The following is a 16,227-nucleotide window of genomic DNA, read 5'->3' on the forward strand; positions in this document are numbered from 1 at the left end:
CCGATTGTGGATAACTTCCCGCCGCACCCCGGTTCACCTGCGGCGAAGCCGCAGAGGGAAGGCGATGAGCGCCCCGGCCAGGGCGAGGCCGGCGGTGGTCCACAGGGCCTCGGCCGTGCCCCCGCCGGCCGTGCCCGCACCGGCCGAAGCGATGATCGTGCTGGTCACCGCGATGCCGATCGCGCCGCCGATCTGGTTGGTGGTCACGGTCAGCCCGGAGATCGCGCCGGCCGTGTCGCCGTCGGCGAGGCCGGTGAAGACGACGAACGCCCCGACGATCGCGGTCCCGAGCCCGGTGCACGCCACCACGCCCGGCAGCAGGAACGAGACGGCCAGGCCGCCGTCCGGGGCGAGGGCCGCCGCCAGCCAGGCGAGTCCGGCCGCCTGCACGGCCAGGCCGCCCACGAGGACGTTGACCGGGCCCAGCTTGCCGATCAGGCGCCCGCCTGTGCGGGAGCCCGCGAGCAGGGCCAGGTCGAGCGGCACCATCACCGCCGCGGCGACGAGAGGGCGAAGCCCGCGGTCGTTCTGGAGGTGGAGTGCGTTGGTGACGAACGTCCCATAGAGGGCCGCCCCCAGGAGAACGAACACCGCGCTGATGAGCAGGATCCTCGGCGACGCGAACAGGGCGCGGGGCAGGAGTGGCGCGTGCGCGGTGAACTGCCGCAGCACGAACACCGCGATGAGCAACGCGGCGACCCCGAGGGCAGCCAGTGGGCGGGAACCGCTCCAGCCGTGTGCCGCCCCCTGCGTGGTCCCGTACACGAGCAGGGACAGCCCGGCCGTCACGGCGAAGGCGCCCGCCACGTCGGCGCCGCCGGTCGCCCGCGGGCCCCGGGCGGGGACCATCCGCAGCAGCGCCACCAGGAGCACCGCGCCGATGGGCAGGTTGATCAGGAAGATCAGCCGCCAGGACGACGCGGACAGCGCGCCGCCCAGCAGGACCCCGGTCGGCCCGGCCACGCCGCCGATCCCGCCGAAGAGCCCCATGGCGCGGGCGCGGTCCGGGCCCGCGGGGAAGAGGTCGGTGATCACGGCGAGCGCGGCCGGGGCGGCGAGCGCGGCTCCGGCGCCCTGCACCGCGCGGCCCGCGACCAGCGCCCAGGGTGCGGGCGCGAGCGCGCACGCCACTGAGGCGAGGGTGAACACGGCCACGCCCACCGCGAGCGCCGTGCGGCGCCCGGCGAGGTCGGCGGCGCGCCCGCCCGCGAGGACCAGGCCGCCCAGGGCGAGCATGTAGGCGTCCATCGCCCAGGGCAGGCCGGAGGGGGTGAACCCCAGCTCGTCCCGGATCGCGGGCAGCGCGATCGTGACGATCCCGGTATCCAGGATGATCATGAATTGCACGGTCGCCAGCAGCCAGAACACCGGCCAGGCGCGGGTTCGCGGGCCGGTACGGGCCGGGTCCGTCGTCGTCGTCTCGTTCACCCGGATCACGCTGCCGCCCGCGGACCGGCCGCCGCATCACGTGATCACGTGATGTCCGGCGCGGGGCCGTCGGCCCAGACTCTCCGCCATGACAAGCACACAACGCTTCAAGGGCAAGGTCGCGCTGGTCACCGGCGGGGGTTCGGGCATCGGCCGGGCCGCCGCGCTGGCGTTCGCGAGGGAGGGCGCGGAGGTGGTCGTCGCGGGCCGGTCGGAGGCGCCCCTCGCCGAGACCGCCGAACTGATCGAGACCCGCGGCGGACGGGCCACCGCGGTCCGGGCCGACATCGGATGGGAGGACGACGTGCGGCGGCTGATCGAGACCGCGGCGGACCACCACGGCGGGCTGGACATCGCGTTCAACAACGCCGGGATCCCCATGGCCGGGCTGCTGGTCGACCTGTCGCCGGACGACTGGTCGGCGCTGCTGCGCACCAACCTGACCGGCACGTGGCTGACCCTGCGGTACGAGGTCGACCACATGAGGGAACGAGGGGGCGGGGTGATCGTCAACATGGCGTCGAACGTGGGCGCGCACACCAGCATGCCGATCATCGGCGCGTACGGCGCCGCGAAGGCCGCCGTGTCCGCGCTGACCCGCGCCGCGGCGCTGGCCCACATCGGCGACGGCATCCGGATCAACGCGGTCAGTCCCGGCCCGGTGGCCACCGACCTGTCCCGCGCCCCTGGCCAGAGCGACGCGGAACGGGACGCGATGTACGCCGGGATGATCCCCCGGGGCCGCATCGGCACCCCCGAGGAGGTGGCCGACGCGGTGCTGTGGCTGGCTTCGGACGAGTCCGCCTACGTCGTCGGCCAGGACGTGGTCGTGGACGGTGGCGTCAGCGCCTGACCCCTGGCGGGTCCCCTAGCGGCTCCTTGGCGATTCGGCCTGACCGGCTCGTGCGCTGTAGGGGCGTTGTCGCGGATGCCGCCTTCGCGGGTGCCGCCCTCGCGGGTGACGACGTGCCTGGTCAGTTCGACCCGGCCGCTGATACCGAGCTTGGCGAAGGCGTGCCGGAGATGGCTGTCCACGGTGTGCGGCGAGAGGAAGAGCCGCCGTGCGGTCTCGCGGTTGGTCAGCCCCTCGGCGACCACCCGCACGACGCGCAGTTCGGAGTCGGTCAGGCTGTCCCAGCCGCTCGCGGGCCTGGACGACCGCTCCGGAGATGTCGAGGCCGCCTCCGTCGCGCGGCCACCGGCCTCGGCGAGCCCGTCGAGTTCGGTGAATTCGGCGAGCTTGGTGCGCAGCCGTGCGGCCTGGACCGGGTCGTCGCATGCGGCGACCACGGAGCGCGCCTCGTCCAGGCGTCCGGCCAGGGCCAGCGGGGGGACCGCCTCGTCGATGAGGAGCGGACGGTCCGGAAGGCCGTCCGGGGTGAGGTCCAACGCGTGCAGCAGCAGGTCGGCCGCTGTACTGGGCGCGCTGGTGGCCACTTGGCGCGCCGCGTCGCGCAGGGTGATGACCGCACGCAGGTCGCCGACGCGTGCGCTTCGCGCGACGTGGCAGGAGACCTCCACCGCTGAGGCGCCTTCGGCTTGCAGGATGTCGGCGGCCTCACGGTGCAGCGCTCTGCGCGCGGCGCCCGGCATCCCGTCGTAGACGGTTTCGCGGATCAGATCGTGCCGGAATCCAAGTTCGGCGCCGTCGTCCACCAGCAGCCCGGCCCGCACCACCTCGCGCGCGGGCGCGACCAGGCGTGCGGCCGAGCTGTCCCCCAGGCGGGCGGCTTCATGCAGGGAGAACGGCCTCCCCAGGATCGAACCGGCCTCCAGCAGTAGCCGGGCGTCGGCTGGAAGGTCGCGCATGCGTCGTTCCAGCGCGGCGGGCACGGCGGCTGGAAGGTCGTCGCCCGTCACGTGCGCGCGCCCGTCGGTGACCGATACCCGGCCGTCCGCCAGCAGGGAGGCGAAGAGCTCTTCAATGAGGAACGGGCTCCCACCGGTCCGCCGTACCAGGGCGAGGACGGAGGCGTCCGGTTCCGCGTTGAGAACGTGTGCGCAGAGCTCCGCGGACTCTGCGTCGGTCAGGGGCTCGACGGGATACCTCAGCGCACCTTCTCCGGCGAGCGAGTCCAGTACGTCCTGGCCAGGGGAGTGCGGTGGTATCGGGCGCCGCGTGAAGAGCCAGAGCACCGGAGACGTGCGCAGCGCGGGGACGAGCACGCCCAGCGCCAGCGCGGTCAGTTCGTCGGCCCAGTGGGCGTCGTCTATGGCGATGACCAGTGGACGGGTCCGCGCGTGGTTCTGGACGAGTTCGCCTATACGGTCCACGAGACGGAACCGGCCGGCCGGACCGTTCAGGATCGAAGTCAGGTTCGCTGCATCAGATCGTCCGAGGACGGGCGGGGCAGTGGGGGGAGAGCCCAGCACATTCAGCAGCGTCGCGGGCGGCATACCGCGGTCGAACTCTGTGGCCCGTCCCGCCGCGACGGACCACCCCGTCCCTTCCGCGTGAGCCAGGGCCGCCATAAGGAGCCGGGTCTTGCCCACACCGGCCGGCCCCTCCAGCACCGCACACCCGCCGCGCCCCTCGCGCAGGCGCGCGATGGCGGCCTCCAGCCCGGCGAGCGCTTCCCGACGCCCCACCAGCGGCGCCATGCCGGTGTCATCGCGCATTCGCGCCACGCGTACTCCTCGCCCCAGACGACCGATCACTGTGCCCAACGCCTGAGGCTCCCCGCTTCTGCCCGGAGCCGCGATGGAGAACGGAAAAGGGGCCCGGCGGAGTGCCGGGCCCCTTCATACGGGCCTCTGGGAGGAGGTTCAGCCGACGGTGTCGAACACCTTGAGGTCGGCCTCGGGGACGGGGCGGTGCGCGGCCAGGCGGCTCGGTGCCCAGATGCGCCGGCCGATGTCGTGCGCCAGGGCCGGGAGCAGCAGCGACCGGACGATGAAGGTGTCGAGCAGGACCCCGAAGGCGACGACGAAGCCCATCTCGGCCATCGATACCAGCGGCAGCGTGGCCAGCGCGGCGAAGGTGGCGGCCAGCACCAGCCCGGCCGAGGTGATCACGCCTCCGGTGACGGTGAGGCCGCGGGTGATCCCGCGGCGGGTGCCGAGGACCTGCGACTCCTCCCGGACCCGGTGCATCAGGAAGATGTTGTAGTCGACCCCGAGCGCGACCAGGAAGATGAACGCCAGCAGCGGGAACCCGCTGTCGGTGCCCTCGAACCCGAACCCGTGCCGGAAGATCAGCGCGCAGGCGCCGAGCGAGGCCAGGAACGACAGCACGACGGTGGCCATCATCAGCAGCGGCGCGACCAGGGCCCGCAGCAGCAGCACCAGGATCAGCAGGACCACCGCCAGCACGACCGGGATGATCACCTTGTTGTCCCGGACGGAGGCCCGCTTGGTGTCCAGGTTGATCGCGGTCGTCCCGCCGACCTTCGCGTCGGCGCCGGGGACGTGGTGGGCGGCGGTGCGCAGCCGGTCGATGGTGTTCTGCGCGGCCCGGGTGTCGGCCCTGTCGAGGAGCGTCGCCTCGTACTTGACCAGCCCGTTCGCGGTGACGGCACGGCCCGGGTCGGCGATGCCCGCGGTCCCGGCGATGGCGGCGGCGACCGGTCCGGCGGCGTCCGCCTCGGCGATGACGACGGCGGGGGAGCCCGACCCGCCGGGGAAGTGCCTGGCGAGGGCCTCGGAACCGGCGACGGAGTCGGGACGGCCGGTGAACTGCCCGGCGTCCGACAGCCCCTCGGCCTTGAGCGAGGTCAGCCCGAAGGTGAGCGCGATCAGGCCGACCGTGGTGGCGATCCACAGCAGCCGGGAGCGGGCGCCGATCAGCCGCGCGATCCGGCTCCACACGCCGTGCTCGGACTCGTACGCCTCGGGACGCAGGTACTTGGCGTCGTAGCGCGGCACCAGCGGCCAGAAGATCCAGCGGCCGAAGATGACCAGCAGCGCGGGCAGCAGGGTGGTCATCGCGCCGAGCGCGATGATCACGCCGGCGGCGGCGACCGGCCCGAGGCCGGCGGTGGAGTTCATCTCGGCGAGCAGCAGGCAGAGCAGGCCGATCGCGACGGTCGCGGCGGACGCGATGACGGCGGGCGCGGCGCGGTGCAGCGCGAACGCCATGGCCTCGTGCCGGTCGGTGTGCCGGTGCAGCTCCTCGCGGTAGCGGGCGACCAGCAGCAGCGCGTAGTCGGTGGCGACGCCGAACACCAGGACGGTGAGGATGCCCGCGCTCTGCCCGTTCACGGTGAGGCCGGCGTTCTTGGCGAGCAGGTAGACCACGGCCTGGGACAGCCCGAGCGCGAACACCGCGCTCAGCACGGGGACGAACCACAGCACCGGGCTGCGGTAGATGCACAGCAGCATGACGATCACCACGAGGCCGGCGGCCATGAGCAGGAAGCCGTCGATGCTCTGGAAGACCCTGAACTGGTCGGCGCCGCCGCCGGCCGGGCCGGTGACGTGGGCGTCCAGTCCGGGCGGGCCGCGCTTGGCGAGGTCGCGCGCCTCGTCGACGGCCTTGACCACGTCCTTGTCGGTCAGCGGCACCAGCGTCTGGAGGGCCTTGCCGTCCTTGGACGTGAACGGTCCCTGCGCCTGCTGCGCGCCGGGCAGGCGGCCGAATCCGGCCAGATCCGCGGTGGCCTTCGCACGGTCCGCGGCGGTGATCCCCGCGGGACGCTCGTAGACGATCACGGCGGGCATCATCTCGTCCTTGCGGAACCGCTCCTCCAGCTTGACCACCTGGGTGGACTCGGCGCCGCCCGGGAGCCAGCTCGCGGCCTCGTTCTTCTGGACGTCGCCGAGCTTGCCGGCCAGCGGGCCGAGCGCGGTCAGCAGGACGATCCACAGGGCCAGCACGGCCCACTTGGTGCGGCGGCCGGCGATCACTCCGGCCAGTCGATGGCCCCCGGTCTCGGGGGAGGGCGGGCTGGATGCGTTCATGGTCGTCGCTCCTGGCGCTCAGTGTGGGACCGAATGTCGAGATGGTCCGAGCATTGAGATATGTCTCGAACGGGACCGAGAATGTCTCTGTTTTCGAGATATGTCAAGCACTATCTCGTTGTCGACCCCATCATCGGCCGGTGGCCCGGGCCGGCGCGTCAGGCGGAAGAGGGTGCCTGCGATGGCTCTGACGGGGTAGCGGCCCGCGGGCGGATACCTCTCAAGACGTAGGGGCGGGCGCGTGGCGGCGCGGGAAAGGGGCCGCAGGGCCATCAGGAGCGCTGCCAGTGCGGGTCGCGCGATGGATGCGGACATGACGAAGACCGGAGGGACGCGCCCGGCATCTGCCGAGCGCGTCCCTCCGGTCTCGTGAAGGGAAAGGGACCGTCTAAGCGGTCAGGCGACCTTCTCTGAGGACGACGAGGAAGACGTCGACGACGAGGAGGAAGCGGAGGAGGACGACGACGAGGTGGACGAAGCGTCGCTCTTGCCGCCGCTGTCGCCGCTGCCCGAGGACGACTCGGACTTGCTCCCGCTGTCGCCCGAGCCGCCGTCCGAGGACGACGAGCCGTTCGACGAGGTGCCGACGGTCGAGGACTTGCCGGAGCCGCGGCTGTCGGTGCGGTAGAAGCCGGAACCCTTGAAGATGATCCCGGCGGCGGAGAAGACCTTGCGCAGCCTGCCGCCGCATGCCGTGCACTCGGTCAGCGCGTCGTCGCTGAACTTCTGCACGGCCTCGAGAGGCTCGGCGCACTCGGTGCAAACGTACTGGTACGTCGGCACGGTTCCTCCTCGCTGACTCAGCCCGGCGCGATCCGGACTGGCACTCACTTCGAACGACTGCTAATGCTACCCGTGACTTGAACGGGATTCGCCCCGGGTCTGTTCCCGGCCGCGGTTCACCGTACGCCCCACGGCCCGCCTCCTGTGCCACGGCCCCGGCCCCGGCCCGTGGGCCGCGGCCCCGGCCGGTCACGCGCCGGTCTCGCCGAACCAGCCGGCCAGCTTGCCGCGGCGGCTGACCGCGCGGAGCCGGCGCTCGGCGACGTCGCGGACGGCGTCGGTGGTCACCACGAGCAGCGTGTCGCCGGTGCGCAGCGCCGTGGTCGGTTCCGGGACGAAGCTCGACCCGTCGCGGACGACCAGCGTGACCGAGGCGCCCTGGGGGAGGCGCAGCTCGAAGATCTCCACGCCGCTGAGGTGCGAGTCGACCGGGACCCGGACCTCCAGCAGGTCGGCGTGCAACTGCTCCAGCGGCGCGGCCTCGACGTCGAGCTCGCGGGTGGCCTCGTCGGCGCTCAGCCGGCACCAGCGCGACACCAGCGGCAGCGTCGGCCCCTGGAGCACGGTGAAGACGACGACGATGTTGAAGACGATGGCGAACAGCGTCCACGAGCCAGGGACGTGCTCCACCATCGGGATGGTGGCGAGCACGATCGGCACCGCGCCGCGCAGCCCGGCCCAGGACGCGAACACCTTCTCGCCCCACGACAGCCCGAAACCGATCGTGGACAGCACCATCGACAGAGGACGGGCGATCAGCAGCAGTACGAACCCGATCGCCAGCGCGGGCAGGATCTGCCCCGGCAGGTCGCCCGGTGAGGCGAGCAGCCCGAGCATGACAAACAGCCCGATCTGCGCCAGCCAGCCCACGCCCTCGGCGAAGCCGCGGGTGGCGGGGCGGTGCGGGAGCCGGGAGTTGCCGAGCACCAGCGCGCTCACGTACACGGCGAGGAATCCGCTGGCGTGCAGCAGGTTCGCGGCGCCGTAGGCCCCGACCGACAGCGACAGCACCGCGATCGGGTAGAGGCCGGAGGCGGGCAGCGCGATCCGGCGCAGCGCGTAGGCGCCGAGCCAGCCGATCGCGATGCCGATCACACCGCCGGCGATCAGCTCGTACACCATCACGCCGAACAGCTCGGCGAGGTTGGGCACGCCGTTGTGCGTGGCGCTGAGCGCGACCACGATGATCACGACGGGGGCGTCGTTGAACCCCGACTCGGCTTCGAGCAGGCCGCTCAGCCGGGACGGCAGCGGCAGCCGGCGCAGCACCGAGAACACCGCCGCGGCGTCGGTCGGCGCCAGGACCGCGGCGAGCAGGAACGCCAGCCGCCAGTCGAAGTCGAGCAGCCAGTGGCCGGCGCCGGCGACCACCCCGATGCTGATCAGGGTGCCGAGGGTGGAGACGGAGAGCGCGGCGGGCACCGAGGGGCGGACGTGCCGCCAGCTCGTGGTGATGCCGCCCTCGGCCAGGATCAGGACGAGCGCCGCGAGGCCGAGCGTCTCGGCCAGCTCGACGTCGTCGAACCCGATGTGGAAGGGGCCGCCCTCGCCGATGAACAGGCCGATCCCCATATAGGCCAGCAGGGACGGGAGCCCGAACCAGTAGGACAGCCGGACCGCGAGGATGGCGGAGAGTATGAGGATGGCTCCAAGGAGTAGCCAGATGTCGAGCTGCACATCCCACCCTTCACAGCCGGTCTCGGTGATCGTTTAGGAATCCTACAGAATCACGTGCCGATTGCACATTTGTGATTGAGTGACGAGCCGGGTCTGTCGCGGCTTATCGGCGTCTGACCTGCGAATTTACCCCGTTGACAACATTCTCGACCGGCCGGCCCTCGACCACCGCGACCACGTTGTCCCGGACGGCCGCGACGACGTTCAGCTGCGCCTGCCCCGTCCCGCCCGCCGTATGCGGGGACAGCAGGACGTTCTCGTGCGCGCGTAGCGGATGGTCGGCGGCGAGCGGTTCCTCGTCGAACACGTCCAGCGCCGCCCCAGCGAGCCGGCCCGATTCCAGGGCCGTCAGTACGGCGTCGTCCGGCGCGATCCCGCCGCGCGCCACGTTCACCAGCAGGGCGTTCTCGGGCATCAGCGCGAGCCGTTCGGCGCCGAACAGGCCACGCGTCTCGTCGGTCAGTGGCAGCGCGAGCACGAGGACGTCGGAGCCGGCGACCAGGTCGTCCAGCCCGCGATAGGTGGCGGACGCCTCGGGACGCCTTCGCCGCGTCCAGTACGACACCTCGCAGCCGAGCGCCTGGAACAGCCGCGCCGTCTCCGCGCCGATCGCCCCGTACCCGGCGATCCCGACACGCTGCGCGTGGAGTTCGCGGGGAGCGCGGGCCAGCACGTCCAGTTGCGGCCAGCCGCCGGCGCGCACGGCCCGGTCGCCCCACACCAGGCTGCGGCAGAGGGCGAACGCCGCGCCGACCGCCCACTCGGCGACCGCCCGCGCGTTGGCGCCGGCGGTGTTGGCGACCGGGACGCCGGCGTCCGCCAGCGCCGCGACGTCGATGCTGTCGGTCCCGACCGCCGGCATCTGGACGAACGCCAGGTGCGGCGCGGCGGCCACGGCGTCCGCGTCGAGCGCGAGCAGCCCGGTGAAGTCGCCGACCACCACCTCGGCGTCGCCGAGCGCGGCGTGCAGCCCGGCCCGGTCGCGGGTCGCGGGGAACATGAGCCGCGCGGTGTCGCCGAGCGGGGCGAACAGCCCGCGCACCAGGTCCTCGTCGAGCGGGGGAAGGACCAGGATCCGCCAGGGCGCTGTCATGGGCTTCGACCTCTTCGCGTGATGTCGGTGCGCCCGCGGGTGGACGACCTCAGTGATCACGCAGATTAGGCGAAGCCCCGCTCCGTCCCCGGCGCGCCGACCGGGTCCGGGTCAGATCACGCCGGACGCAGGCGGACGAGGCCGCCGGACGGGGTCGCTACGGCACGGACGCGCTGGTCGTGCGGTTCGGAGGGCAGCACGTCGACCAGTTCGGCGTCGTACACCAGCCCCACCGTCAGGATCGCCGGGCCTACGCGCGCGAGCGCCCGGTCGTACGAACCGCCGCCGCGTCCGAGACGCATGCCCCTGCGGTCGACCGCCACTGCCGGGGCCAGAACCACGTCCGCGCTGGCGACGGCCTGCGGGCCGCGCGGCGGTTCGGTGGGCTGCGGCACTCCGCGCGGCCCGGGTGTGAGCGAGTCGGGCCCCTCGTACGACGCCCAGTCGAGATCGCCGTCAGGCAGCAGCAGGGGGAGCAGCACGTACGTACCGCGCTTCCAGAGCGCGAACAGCAGCGCGCGGGTGTCGGGCTCGGTGCCGACCGAGATGTACGCCGCGATCGTCCCGGCCATCTCGACTTCGGGCACCGACAGCAGCCCGTCGCGCAACTCCCGCGCGGCGGCGGAACGCGCTTCCGGGTCCATGGCGGCGCGCCTGGCCAGTGCTTCCGCGCGCAGGGCGGGTTTGGAATCGATGTCGTGCACGCTGGGTCCTCATGGATGACTAGGGTCTCTACATGGCCGACATAGCACCTGTACTCAAGGCGGTCGTCCCGGCGGCCGGTCTCGGTACCCGATTCTTGCCCGCGACCAAGGCGACGCCCAAGGAAATGCTGCCCATCGTCGACAAGCCGGCGATCCAGTACGTCGTCGAGGAGGCGGTCGACGCCGGCCTCACGGACGTGCTGATGGTCACCGGGCGGAGCAAGCGGTCCATCGAGGACCACTTCGACCGCGCCTACGAACTCGAGGAGGCACTGCGCGCCAAGGGCGACGACGAGCGCCTCGCCGCGGTCCGCGAGTCCAGCGACCTGGCCATCATGCACTACGTCCGGCAGGGCGAGCCGCGCGGTCTCGGCCACGCGGTGCACTGCGCCCGCCAGCACGTGGGCGTCGAGCCGTTCGCGGTGCTGCTCGGCGACGACATGATCGACGCCCGTGACCAGCTCCTCAAGCGCATGATCGAGGTGCGCGGCCAGTACGGCGGCAGCGTCGTGGCGCTGATGGAGGTCGAGCCCGACCAGGTCTCGGCCTACGGCTGCGCCGCGATCGAGGGCACGGGAGACGACGACGTCGTCCGGGTCACCGACCTGGTCGAGAAGCCGTCGGTCGAGGAGGCCCCGAGCAACTGGATCGTCATCGGCCGGTACGTGTGCGACCCGGCGGTCTTCGACGTGCTGGAGAAGACCCCGCCCGGACGCGGCGGCGAGATCCAGCTCACCGACGCGCTGCGCACGCTGGCCGACACGCCCGCGGGGCAGGGCGGCGGCGTGTACGGGGTGAAGTTCCGCGGGCGCCGCTACGACACCGGCAACAAGCTCGAATACCTGCGCACCGTCGTCCAGTTCGCGTCCGAGCGGCCCGACCTCGCGCCCGACTTCATGCCGTGGTTGCGCGACTTCGTCCGCGAGCACGACGGCGTGGGCGGGCCCGGAGAGGCGTGACGGCACGCCAGACTAGGGGACCGTGGGCATGAGAACGGTCGACGAGCACCTCGCGGAGATCCTGGACAACGTTCCGGTACTGCCGCCGCTGGACCTCGCGCTGCTGGAGGCCGAGGGCGCGGTGCTCGCCGAACCCGTCCCGGCGCCGGTGCCGCTGCCGCCCTTCGACAACTCGGCCATGGACGGCTACGCGGTGGTCGCGGTGGACGTCGCGGCGGCGTCGGAGGCCGAGCCCGCGGTGCTCCCGGTCGTCGGCGACATCCTGGCGGGCGACCCCGGCGTGTCGGCGATCAGGCCCGGCCTGACCGCGCGCATCATGACCGGCGCGCCGATGCCGGCCGGCGCCGACGCGGTGATCCCGGTGGAGTGGACCGACGGCGGCGCCGCCACGGTGCGGATCACCCGTCCCGCTCCGCCGGGCAACTACATCCGCCGCGCCGGCGAGGACGTCCTGGCGGGCCAGGTCGTCGCCGGGCCCGGCGCCCGGCTCGGCGCCGCGCAGATCGGCATGCTCGCCGCGGTCGGGCGGGCGCGGGTCCTGGCGCGGCCCAAGCCGCGGGTGGTGGTGCTGTCTACTGGCAGCGAGCTGCGCGAGCCGGGCTCCGACCTCGCGCCCGGCGAGATCTGGGACTCCAACAGCTTCATGCTCACCGCCGCGGTGATCGAGGCGGGCGGTGTCGGGCACCGGCAGCCCACTGTCGGCGACGACCCCGCCGAGGTCCTGGAGACGCTGGAGGACCTGCTGACGCGGGCCGACGCGATCGTGACCTCCGGTGGTGTCTCGATGGGCACCCGCGACGTGGTGAAAGAGGTGCTGACCGGTGTGGGGACGGTGCGGTTCCACAAGGTGCGGATGCGGCCGGGCAAGCCTCAGGGGTTCGGCCTGTTGCAGGGCGTCCCGGTCTTCACCCTGCCGGGGAATCCGGTGAGCGCGTACGTGTCGTTCCAGGTGTTCGTCCGGCCCGCGCTGCGCGCCATGCAGGGGTTGGAGCCCGAGCCGCTTCCAACGGTCAGCGCCGTCCTCGCCGAGGACGTCAAGTCCCCGGCGGGCCTGCGCCACTACCTGCGCGGGCGGCTGTCGTTCAACCGCGGCTTCTACAGCGTCGCCCCCGCCGAGGGGCAGGGGTCGCACCAGCTCGGCTCGCTGTCGGCGGCCAACGCGCTGATCGAGCTGCCCGAGGACGCCGAGGCGCTGCCGGCGGGCACGCATGTCGAGGTGATGAGGATGCCGTCATGAGCGCGATGGGCTCGGAGTTCACCCACCTGGACGAGTCGGGCGCGGCTCGGATGGTGGACGTGTCGGGCAAGAGCGTGTCCGCGCGCTCGGCCACCGCGACCGGGTTCGTCCGGCTCTCCGACGAGTGCGTCGGGTTGCTCCGCGCGGGCGGTGTCCCCAAGGGCGACGCGCTGTCGGTGGCCCGGATCGCCGGGATCATGGGCGCCAAGCGCACCCCCGACCTGGTCCCGCTGTGCCACCCGATCGCGCTGCACGGCGTCGCCGTCGAGCTGGCCGTGCGGGACGAGGGCGTCGCGATCAGCGCCACCGCCCGCACCGCCGACCGCACCGGGGTGGAGATGGAGGCGCTGACCTCCGTCACCGTCGCCGCGCTGGCCCTGGTCGACATGGTCAAGGCCGTCGACCCGGCCGCCGTGATCACCGACGTCCGGGTCGAGGAGAAGCTCGGCGGCAAGACCGGCGCCTGGCGGCGCGCATGACCGCCACCGGCGCGCGGGGCCCGGACGACGACCCGATGGGCGGTCCGGGCGGCGGTACCGGCGGGTTGATCCGGGCGATGGCGGTCACGGTGTCGAACCGGGCGGCGGCGGGCGTGTACGAGGACAGGTCCGGGCCGGTCCTGGTGGAGATGCTGGAGGATCTCGGCTGCCAGGTGGACGGCCCGGTCGTGATCCCCGACGGCGGGCCTGTCGCCGCCGTGCTCCGGGACGCGGTCGCCGCCGGGTACGACGTCGTGGTGACCTCCGGCGGGACGGGCCTCACTCCGACCGACCGGACGCCCGAGATGACCCGCCGCGTGATCGAACGCGAGGTGCCCGGCATCGCCGACGCGATCCGCGCGGAGGGCCGTGCGCTGGTGCCCGCCGCGATGCTGTCCCGCGGCCTCGCGGGCGTGGCCGGGCGCACCCTGGTCGTCAACCTGCCCGGCTCGACCGGCGGCGTCCGCGACGGCATGACGGTGCTCGGACGGGTCCTCGCGCACGCCGTCGACCAGATCGCCGGAGGCGACCACCCCCGCCCGCCCGGCGCCTGACCGGCGGCGGCGACGCGCCGATGCGGGGCAGGCGCGTGGGCCAGGCGACGCGGGCCAGGCGACGCGGGCCGGGCGACGCGGGCCGGGCGACGCGGGCCGGGCGACGCGGGCCGGGCGACGCGGGGCGGGTGCGGAAGGCTACGCGCGATGCGGGGCGCGGGTCAGGCGCAGAAGGCGGTGTCGGCGGCCTTGGCCAGGTCGACGCGGAACCCCGGGTCGGTCTCCATCGCCGCGCTGGAGTCGTTGTAGGTGACCACCGCCTGCCGCTTGCCGTCGGCGCTGGTGTAGGTCCAGGTGCGGTAGCCGGGCCAGCCGCCGTCGTGGCCCCAGCCGTAGCCGCAGGAGAACCTGATCCGGGCGATGCCGAGGCCGTAGTCCTCGACGATCCCCTCGTCGTCGACGGGCCGGGTGGTGGTCAGCTCGCGCTGCTGCGCGCGGGGGAGCAGCCGTCCGGTGAACAGCGCGCGGTGGAACCGGGCGACGTCGTCGACGGTGGAGACGATGCCGCCGGACGTCCAGCCGCTGGACGGGCTGACCTCGGTGCTGACGTCCCCGAAGTCCTCCCAGTAGCCGTGCACGTACGGGCCGGGGAAGGTGCGGCTCTCGACCGGCAGCGAGGTGTGGCGCAGCTTCAGCGGGCCGATGATCCGGCGCTGGAGTTCGGCGCCGAACGTCCGGCCGGTCGCCTTCTCGACGACCATCCCGGCGAGGACGTAGTTGGTGTTGGCGTAGTTCCAGCCGGCGCCCGGGGCGTGCCGCGGCGGCTGCTCCATGGCGATGGCGACCAGCTCGGCGGGCTTCCACGTGCGGCGCGGGTCGCCCATGATGCGCGGGTCCCGGACGTACTCGTTCAGGCCGCCGGTCTGCTGGAGGAGCTGCCGGAGGGTGATCTTCGAGCCGTCGTTGCCGTTGCCGCGCACCACACCGGGCAGCCACTTCTCGACCGTGTCGTCCAGCGACACCCGGCGCTCGGCGGCGAGCTGGAGCAGCACGGTGGATGTGAACGACTTGGTCACGCTGGCGATGCGGAACTGCAACCGGGCGTCCATCGGACGGCCGGTGGCGCGGTCGGCGACCCCGGAGGTGACGTGCGCGACGCGGCCGTCCCGCCGGGTCATCATGATCACGCCGGGCTGCCCGTCGGCGACGAGCTTGTCGGCCGCACGCTGAAGCCCGGCGGGCGGCCGTTCCCCGCTGCCGTGACCACTGCCGTGGCCGCCGTTGTGACCGCGGCCGGTGTCGGCGAGGGCGGTCGCGGCGGGGGCGAGGACGGCGGTGAGCGCCGTCCCCGTCGCGAGGGCGAGCAGGGCCCGCCGGGTGCGGGAGGGGGAGGGGAGATTCGGCACGGGACGCTCCTGGTGAGTGGGTCGCTTACGCGATCGACTCTGGTCGAGCCGTCCCGCCGCCGACATGGCCCTGAACCCCGGAGCGGGGTGTACTTGAGGACACCGTCCCGGGACAGCCCGGGCGTCGGCGCCCGGGCGAGGGCGGTCAGGTGCGGATGACCTCGACGCCCGCCTCGGCGAAGGCGTCGGCGGTGGCCTGGGACACCGTGCCGTCGGTCACCAGGACGTCGATCTCGGACGTGTCGCAGATCTTGGCGAACGCGCGCCGCCCGACCTTGGACCCGTCCGCGACCACCACCACCCGGCCCGCCCGCCCGGCCATCAGCCGGTTGACGTCGGCCTCGCCCTCGTTGTGGCAGGTGGCGCCGTGCTCGACGGTCACCCCGTTCACCCCGAGCACCGCGACGTCGAGGGCCACGTGGTCGAACAGGCCGGTGGCGAGCGGGCCGGTCAGCTCGTAGGACTGGGGCCGCGGCACCCCGCCGGTCAGCACGATCTTCACGTGCGGGCGGACCGCGAGCTCGTTCCCGATGTTGAGCGCGTTGGTCACGATGGTGAGCGCGGGCGCGCCGCCGCCCGCGTGCAGGCCGGCGCGGGCGGCCAGCACCCGGGCGACCTCGGAGGTGGTGGTGCCGCCGTTCAGCCCGATGATCGAGCCGGGCGCGGCCAGCTCGGCGGTGGCGGCGGCGATGCGCTGCTTCTCCGAGGCGTGCCGCGCGCTCTTGTAGCGCAGCGGCAGGTCGTAGCTGACGCTCTGCGCGACGACGCCGCCGCGGGTGCGGGTCAGCATCTGCTGCTGGGCGAGCTGGTCGAAGTCGCGGCGGATGGTCGCGGCCGAGACCGCCATCCGGGACGCGGCGTCCTCGACGCTCAGCCGGCCGGCGTCCGCGAGCAGCTCAAGCAGGGCGTTCCAGCGCTCGTGCCGCGTCACTCCGGCCTCCTTCCAGGTGGTTGCGCGCGGCGGTGCGCGCAGCCGTTCGTCCCGGGAGTCTAGCCGTGCGCGTGCTTGCTCTTTTCTGCGTCATCTTGGTATAGATCAAGCACCAATGAACATTTGTGTGCAGAGGA

At 73.0% G+C, this 16,227-nt stretch carries 15 protein-coding genes; 6 read left to right on the forward strand and 9 right to left on the reverse strand.

All coding sequences use genetic code 11. The annotated features are described in order from the left end of the window. Positions 1 to 33: 33 nt before the first annotated feature. On the reverse strand, positions 34 to 1,338 hold the full coding sequence (locus OHA34_RS28775) for an MFS transporter (RefSeq protein WP_329519479.1): 1,305 nt from the start codon (positions 1,336 to 1,338) through the stop codon (positions 34 to 36). On the opposite strand from OHA34_RS28775, the gene OHA34_RS28780 reads away from it, so the two are divergent. Both OHA34_RS28780 and OHA34_RS28785 read left to right on the forward strand, forming a co-directional pair. After that, positions 1,337 to 1,480, forward strand: coding sequence for a hypothetical protein (locus OHA34_RS28780; RefSeq protein ID WP_285938274.1), 144 nt, complete (start codon positions 1,337 to 1,339; stop codon positions 1,478 to 1,480). The genes OHA34_RS28775 and OHA34_RS28780 overlap by 2 nt on opposite strands. A 36-nt stretch (positions 1,481 to 1,516) precedes the next feature. Then, the gene (locus OHA34_RS28785; protein WP_329519480.1) at positions 1,517 to 2,281 is read left to right on the forward strand and encodes an SDR family NAD(P)-dependent oxidoreductase; all 765 of its coding nucleotides are present in this window, start codon (positions 1,517 to 1,519) and stop codon (positions 2,279 to 2,281) included. On the opposite strand, the gene OHA34_RS28790 is transcribed toward OHA34_RS28785, so the two are convergent. The 6 genes from OHA34_RS28790 to OHA34_RS28815 form a co-directional block, all read right to left on the reverse strand. Then, positions 2,233 to 4,086 carry a helix-turn-helix transcriptional regulator gene (locus OHA34_RS28790; RefSeq protein ID WP_329522459.1) on the reverse strand — a complete coding sequence of 618 codons (1,854 nt, stop codon included), beginning with the start codon at positions 4,084 to 4,086 and terminating at the stop codon, positions 2,233 to 2,235. The genes OHA34_RS28785 and OHA34_RS28790 overlap by 49 nt on opposite strands. Positions 4,087 to 4,194: 108 nt before the next feature. Beyond that, the gene (locus tag OHA34_RS28795) at positions 4,195 to 6,327 is read right to left on the reverse strand and encodes an MMPL family transporter (RefSeq protein WP_329519481.1); all 2,133 of its coding nucleotides are present in this window, start codon (positions 6,325 to 6,327) and stop codon (positions 4,195 to 4,197) included. Between the two features lie 396 nt (positions 6,328 to 6,723). After that, entirely contained in the window at positions 6,724 to 7,110 is a 387-nt protein-coding gene (locus tag OHA34_RS28800; protein WP_285938268.1) for an FmdB family zinc ribbon protein, read from the reverse strand. 189 nt (positions 7,111 to 7,299) lie between these two features. Next, on the reverse strand, positions 7,300 to 8,787 hold the full coding sequence (locus tag OHA34_RS28805; protein ID WP_285938267.1) for a potassium/proton antiporter: 1,488 nt from the start codon (positions 8,785 to 8,787) through the stop codon (positions 7,300 to 7,302). Positions 8,788 to 8,890: 103 nt separating this feature from the next. Beyond that, positions 8,891 to 9,880, reverse strand: coding sequence for an NAD(P)-dependent oxidoreductase (locus tag OHA34_RS28810; RefSeq protein ID WP_285938266.1), 990 nt, complete (start codon positions 9,878 to 9,880; stop codon positions 8,891 to 8,893). Between the two features lie 116 nt (positions 9,881 to 9,996). Beyond that, positions 9,997 to 10,584: a 5-formyltetrahydrofolate cyclo-ligase gene (locus OHA34_RS28815; protein WP_329519482.1), complete on the reverse strand. Its 588-nt coding sequence runs from the start codon at positions 10,582 to 10,584 to the stop codon at positions 9,997 to 9,999. Between the two features lie 32 nt (positions 10,585 to 10,616). Here OHA34_RS28815 and galU point away from each other — a divergent pair, with 32 nt between their 5' ends. From galU to OHA34_RS28835, 4 genes are read left to right on the forward strand one after another with little or no spacing between them, the layout of a single operon-like run. Next, on the forward strand, positions 10,617 to 11,543 hold the full coding sequence (gene galU / locus OHA34_RS28820) for a UTP--glucose-1-phosphate uridylyltransferase GalU (protein WP_285938264.1): 927 nt from the start codon (positions 10,617 to 10,619) through the stop codon (positions 11,541 to 11,543). A gap of 28 nt (positions 11,544 to 11,571) precedes the next feature. Beyond that, on the forward strand, positions 11,572 to 12,780 hold the full coding sequence (gene glp, locus OHA34_RS28825; RefSeq protein ID WP_329519483.1) for a molybdotransferase-like divisome protein Glp: 1,209 nt from the start codon (positions 11,572 to 11,574) through the stop codon (positions 12,778 to 12,780). Between the two features lie 5 nt (positions 12,781 to 12,785). Continuing rightward, positions 12,786 to 13,259, forward strand: coding sequence for a cyclic pyranopterin monophosphate synthase MoaC (gene moaC / locus OHA34_RS28830; protein WP_432763032.1), 474 nt, complete (start codon positions 12,786 to 12,788; stop codon positions 13,257 to 13,259). 35 nt (positions 13,260 to 13,294) lie between these two features. Further along, the gene (locus tag OHA34_RS28835) at positions 13,295 to 13,813 is read left to right on the forward strand and encodes a MogA/MoaB family molybdenum cofactor biosynthesis protein (protein WP_329522460.1); all 519 of its coding nucleotides are present in this window, start codon (positions 13,295 to 13,297) and stop codon (positions 13,811 to 13,813) included. 161 nt (positions 13,814 to 13,974) lie between these two features. On the opposite strand, the gene OHA34_RS28840 is transcribed toward OHA34_RS28835, so the two are convergent. After that, complete coding sequence (locus OHA34_RS28840; RefSeq protein WP_329519484.1) at positions 13,975 to 15,159, reverse strand: serine hydrolase domain-containing protein; 1,185 nt, start codon at positions 15,157 to 15,159, stop codon at positions 13,975 to 13,977. A 145-nt stretch (positions 15,160 to 15,304) separates the two neighbouring features. After that, on the reverse strand, positions 15,305 to 16,090 hold the full coding sequence (locus tag OHA34_RS28845) for a DeoR/GlpR family DNA-binding transcription regulator (RefSeq protein ID WP_329519485.1): 786 nt from the start codon (positions 16,088 to 16,090) through the stop codon (positions 15,305 to 15,307). Positions 16,091 to 16,227 lie beyond the last annotated feature (137 nt).

The sequence above is a fragment of the Spirillospora sp. NBC_01491 genome, assembly GCF_036227065.1.
Lineage (GTDB): Bacteria > Actinomycetota > Actinomycetes > Streptosporangiales > Streptosporangiaceae > Spirillospora > Spirillospora xylanilytica.

What these genes read in the sequence shown, in the direction of transcription:
- OHA34_RS28785 (WP_329519480.1), top strand. Translation starts at nt 1,517, where the DNA reads ATGACAAGCACACAACGCTTCAAGGGCAAGGTCGCGCTGGTCACCGGC.
- galU (WP_285938264.1), top strand. Translation starts at nt 10,617, where the DNA reads ATGGCCGACATAGCACCTGTACTCAAGGCGGTCGTCCCGGCGGCCGGT.
- OHA34_RS28775 (WP_329519479.1), bottom strand. Translation starts at nt 1,338, where the DNA reads ATGATCATCCTGGATACCGGGATCGTCACGATCGCGCTGCCCGCGATC.
- OHA34_RS28795 (WP_329519481.1), bottom strand. Translation starts at nt 6,327, where the DNA reads ATGAACGCATCCAGCCCGCCCTCCCCCGAGACCGGGGGCCATCGACTG.
- moaC (WP_432763032.1), top strand. Translation starts at nt 12,786, where the DNA reads ATGGGCTCGGAGTTCACCCACCTGGACGAGTCGGGCGCGGCTCGGATG.
- glp (WP_329519483.1), top strand. Translation starts at nt 11,572, where the DNA reads ATGAGAACGGTCGACGAGCACCTCGCGGAGATCCTGGACAACGTTCCG.
- OHA34_RS28810 (WP_285938266.1), bottom strand. Translation starts at nt 9,880, where the DNA reads ATGACAGCGCCCTGGCGGATCCTGGTCCTTCCCCCGCTCGACGAGGAC.
- OHA34_RS28780 (WP_285938274.1), top strand. Translation starts at nt 1,337, where the DNA reads ATGAATTGCACGGTCGCCAGCAGCCAGAACACCGGCCAGGCGCGGGTT.
- OHA34_RS28835 (WP_329522460.1), top strand. Translation starts at nt 13,295, where the DNA reads ATGGGCGGTCCGGGCGGCGGTACCGGCGGGTTGATCCGGGCGATGGCG.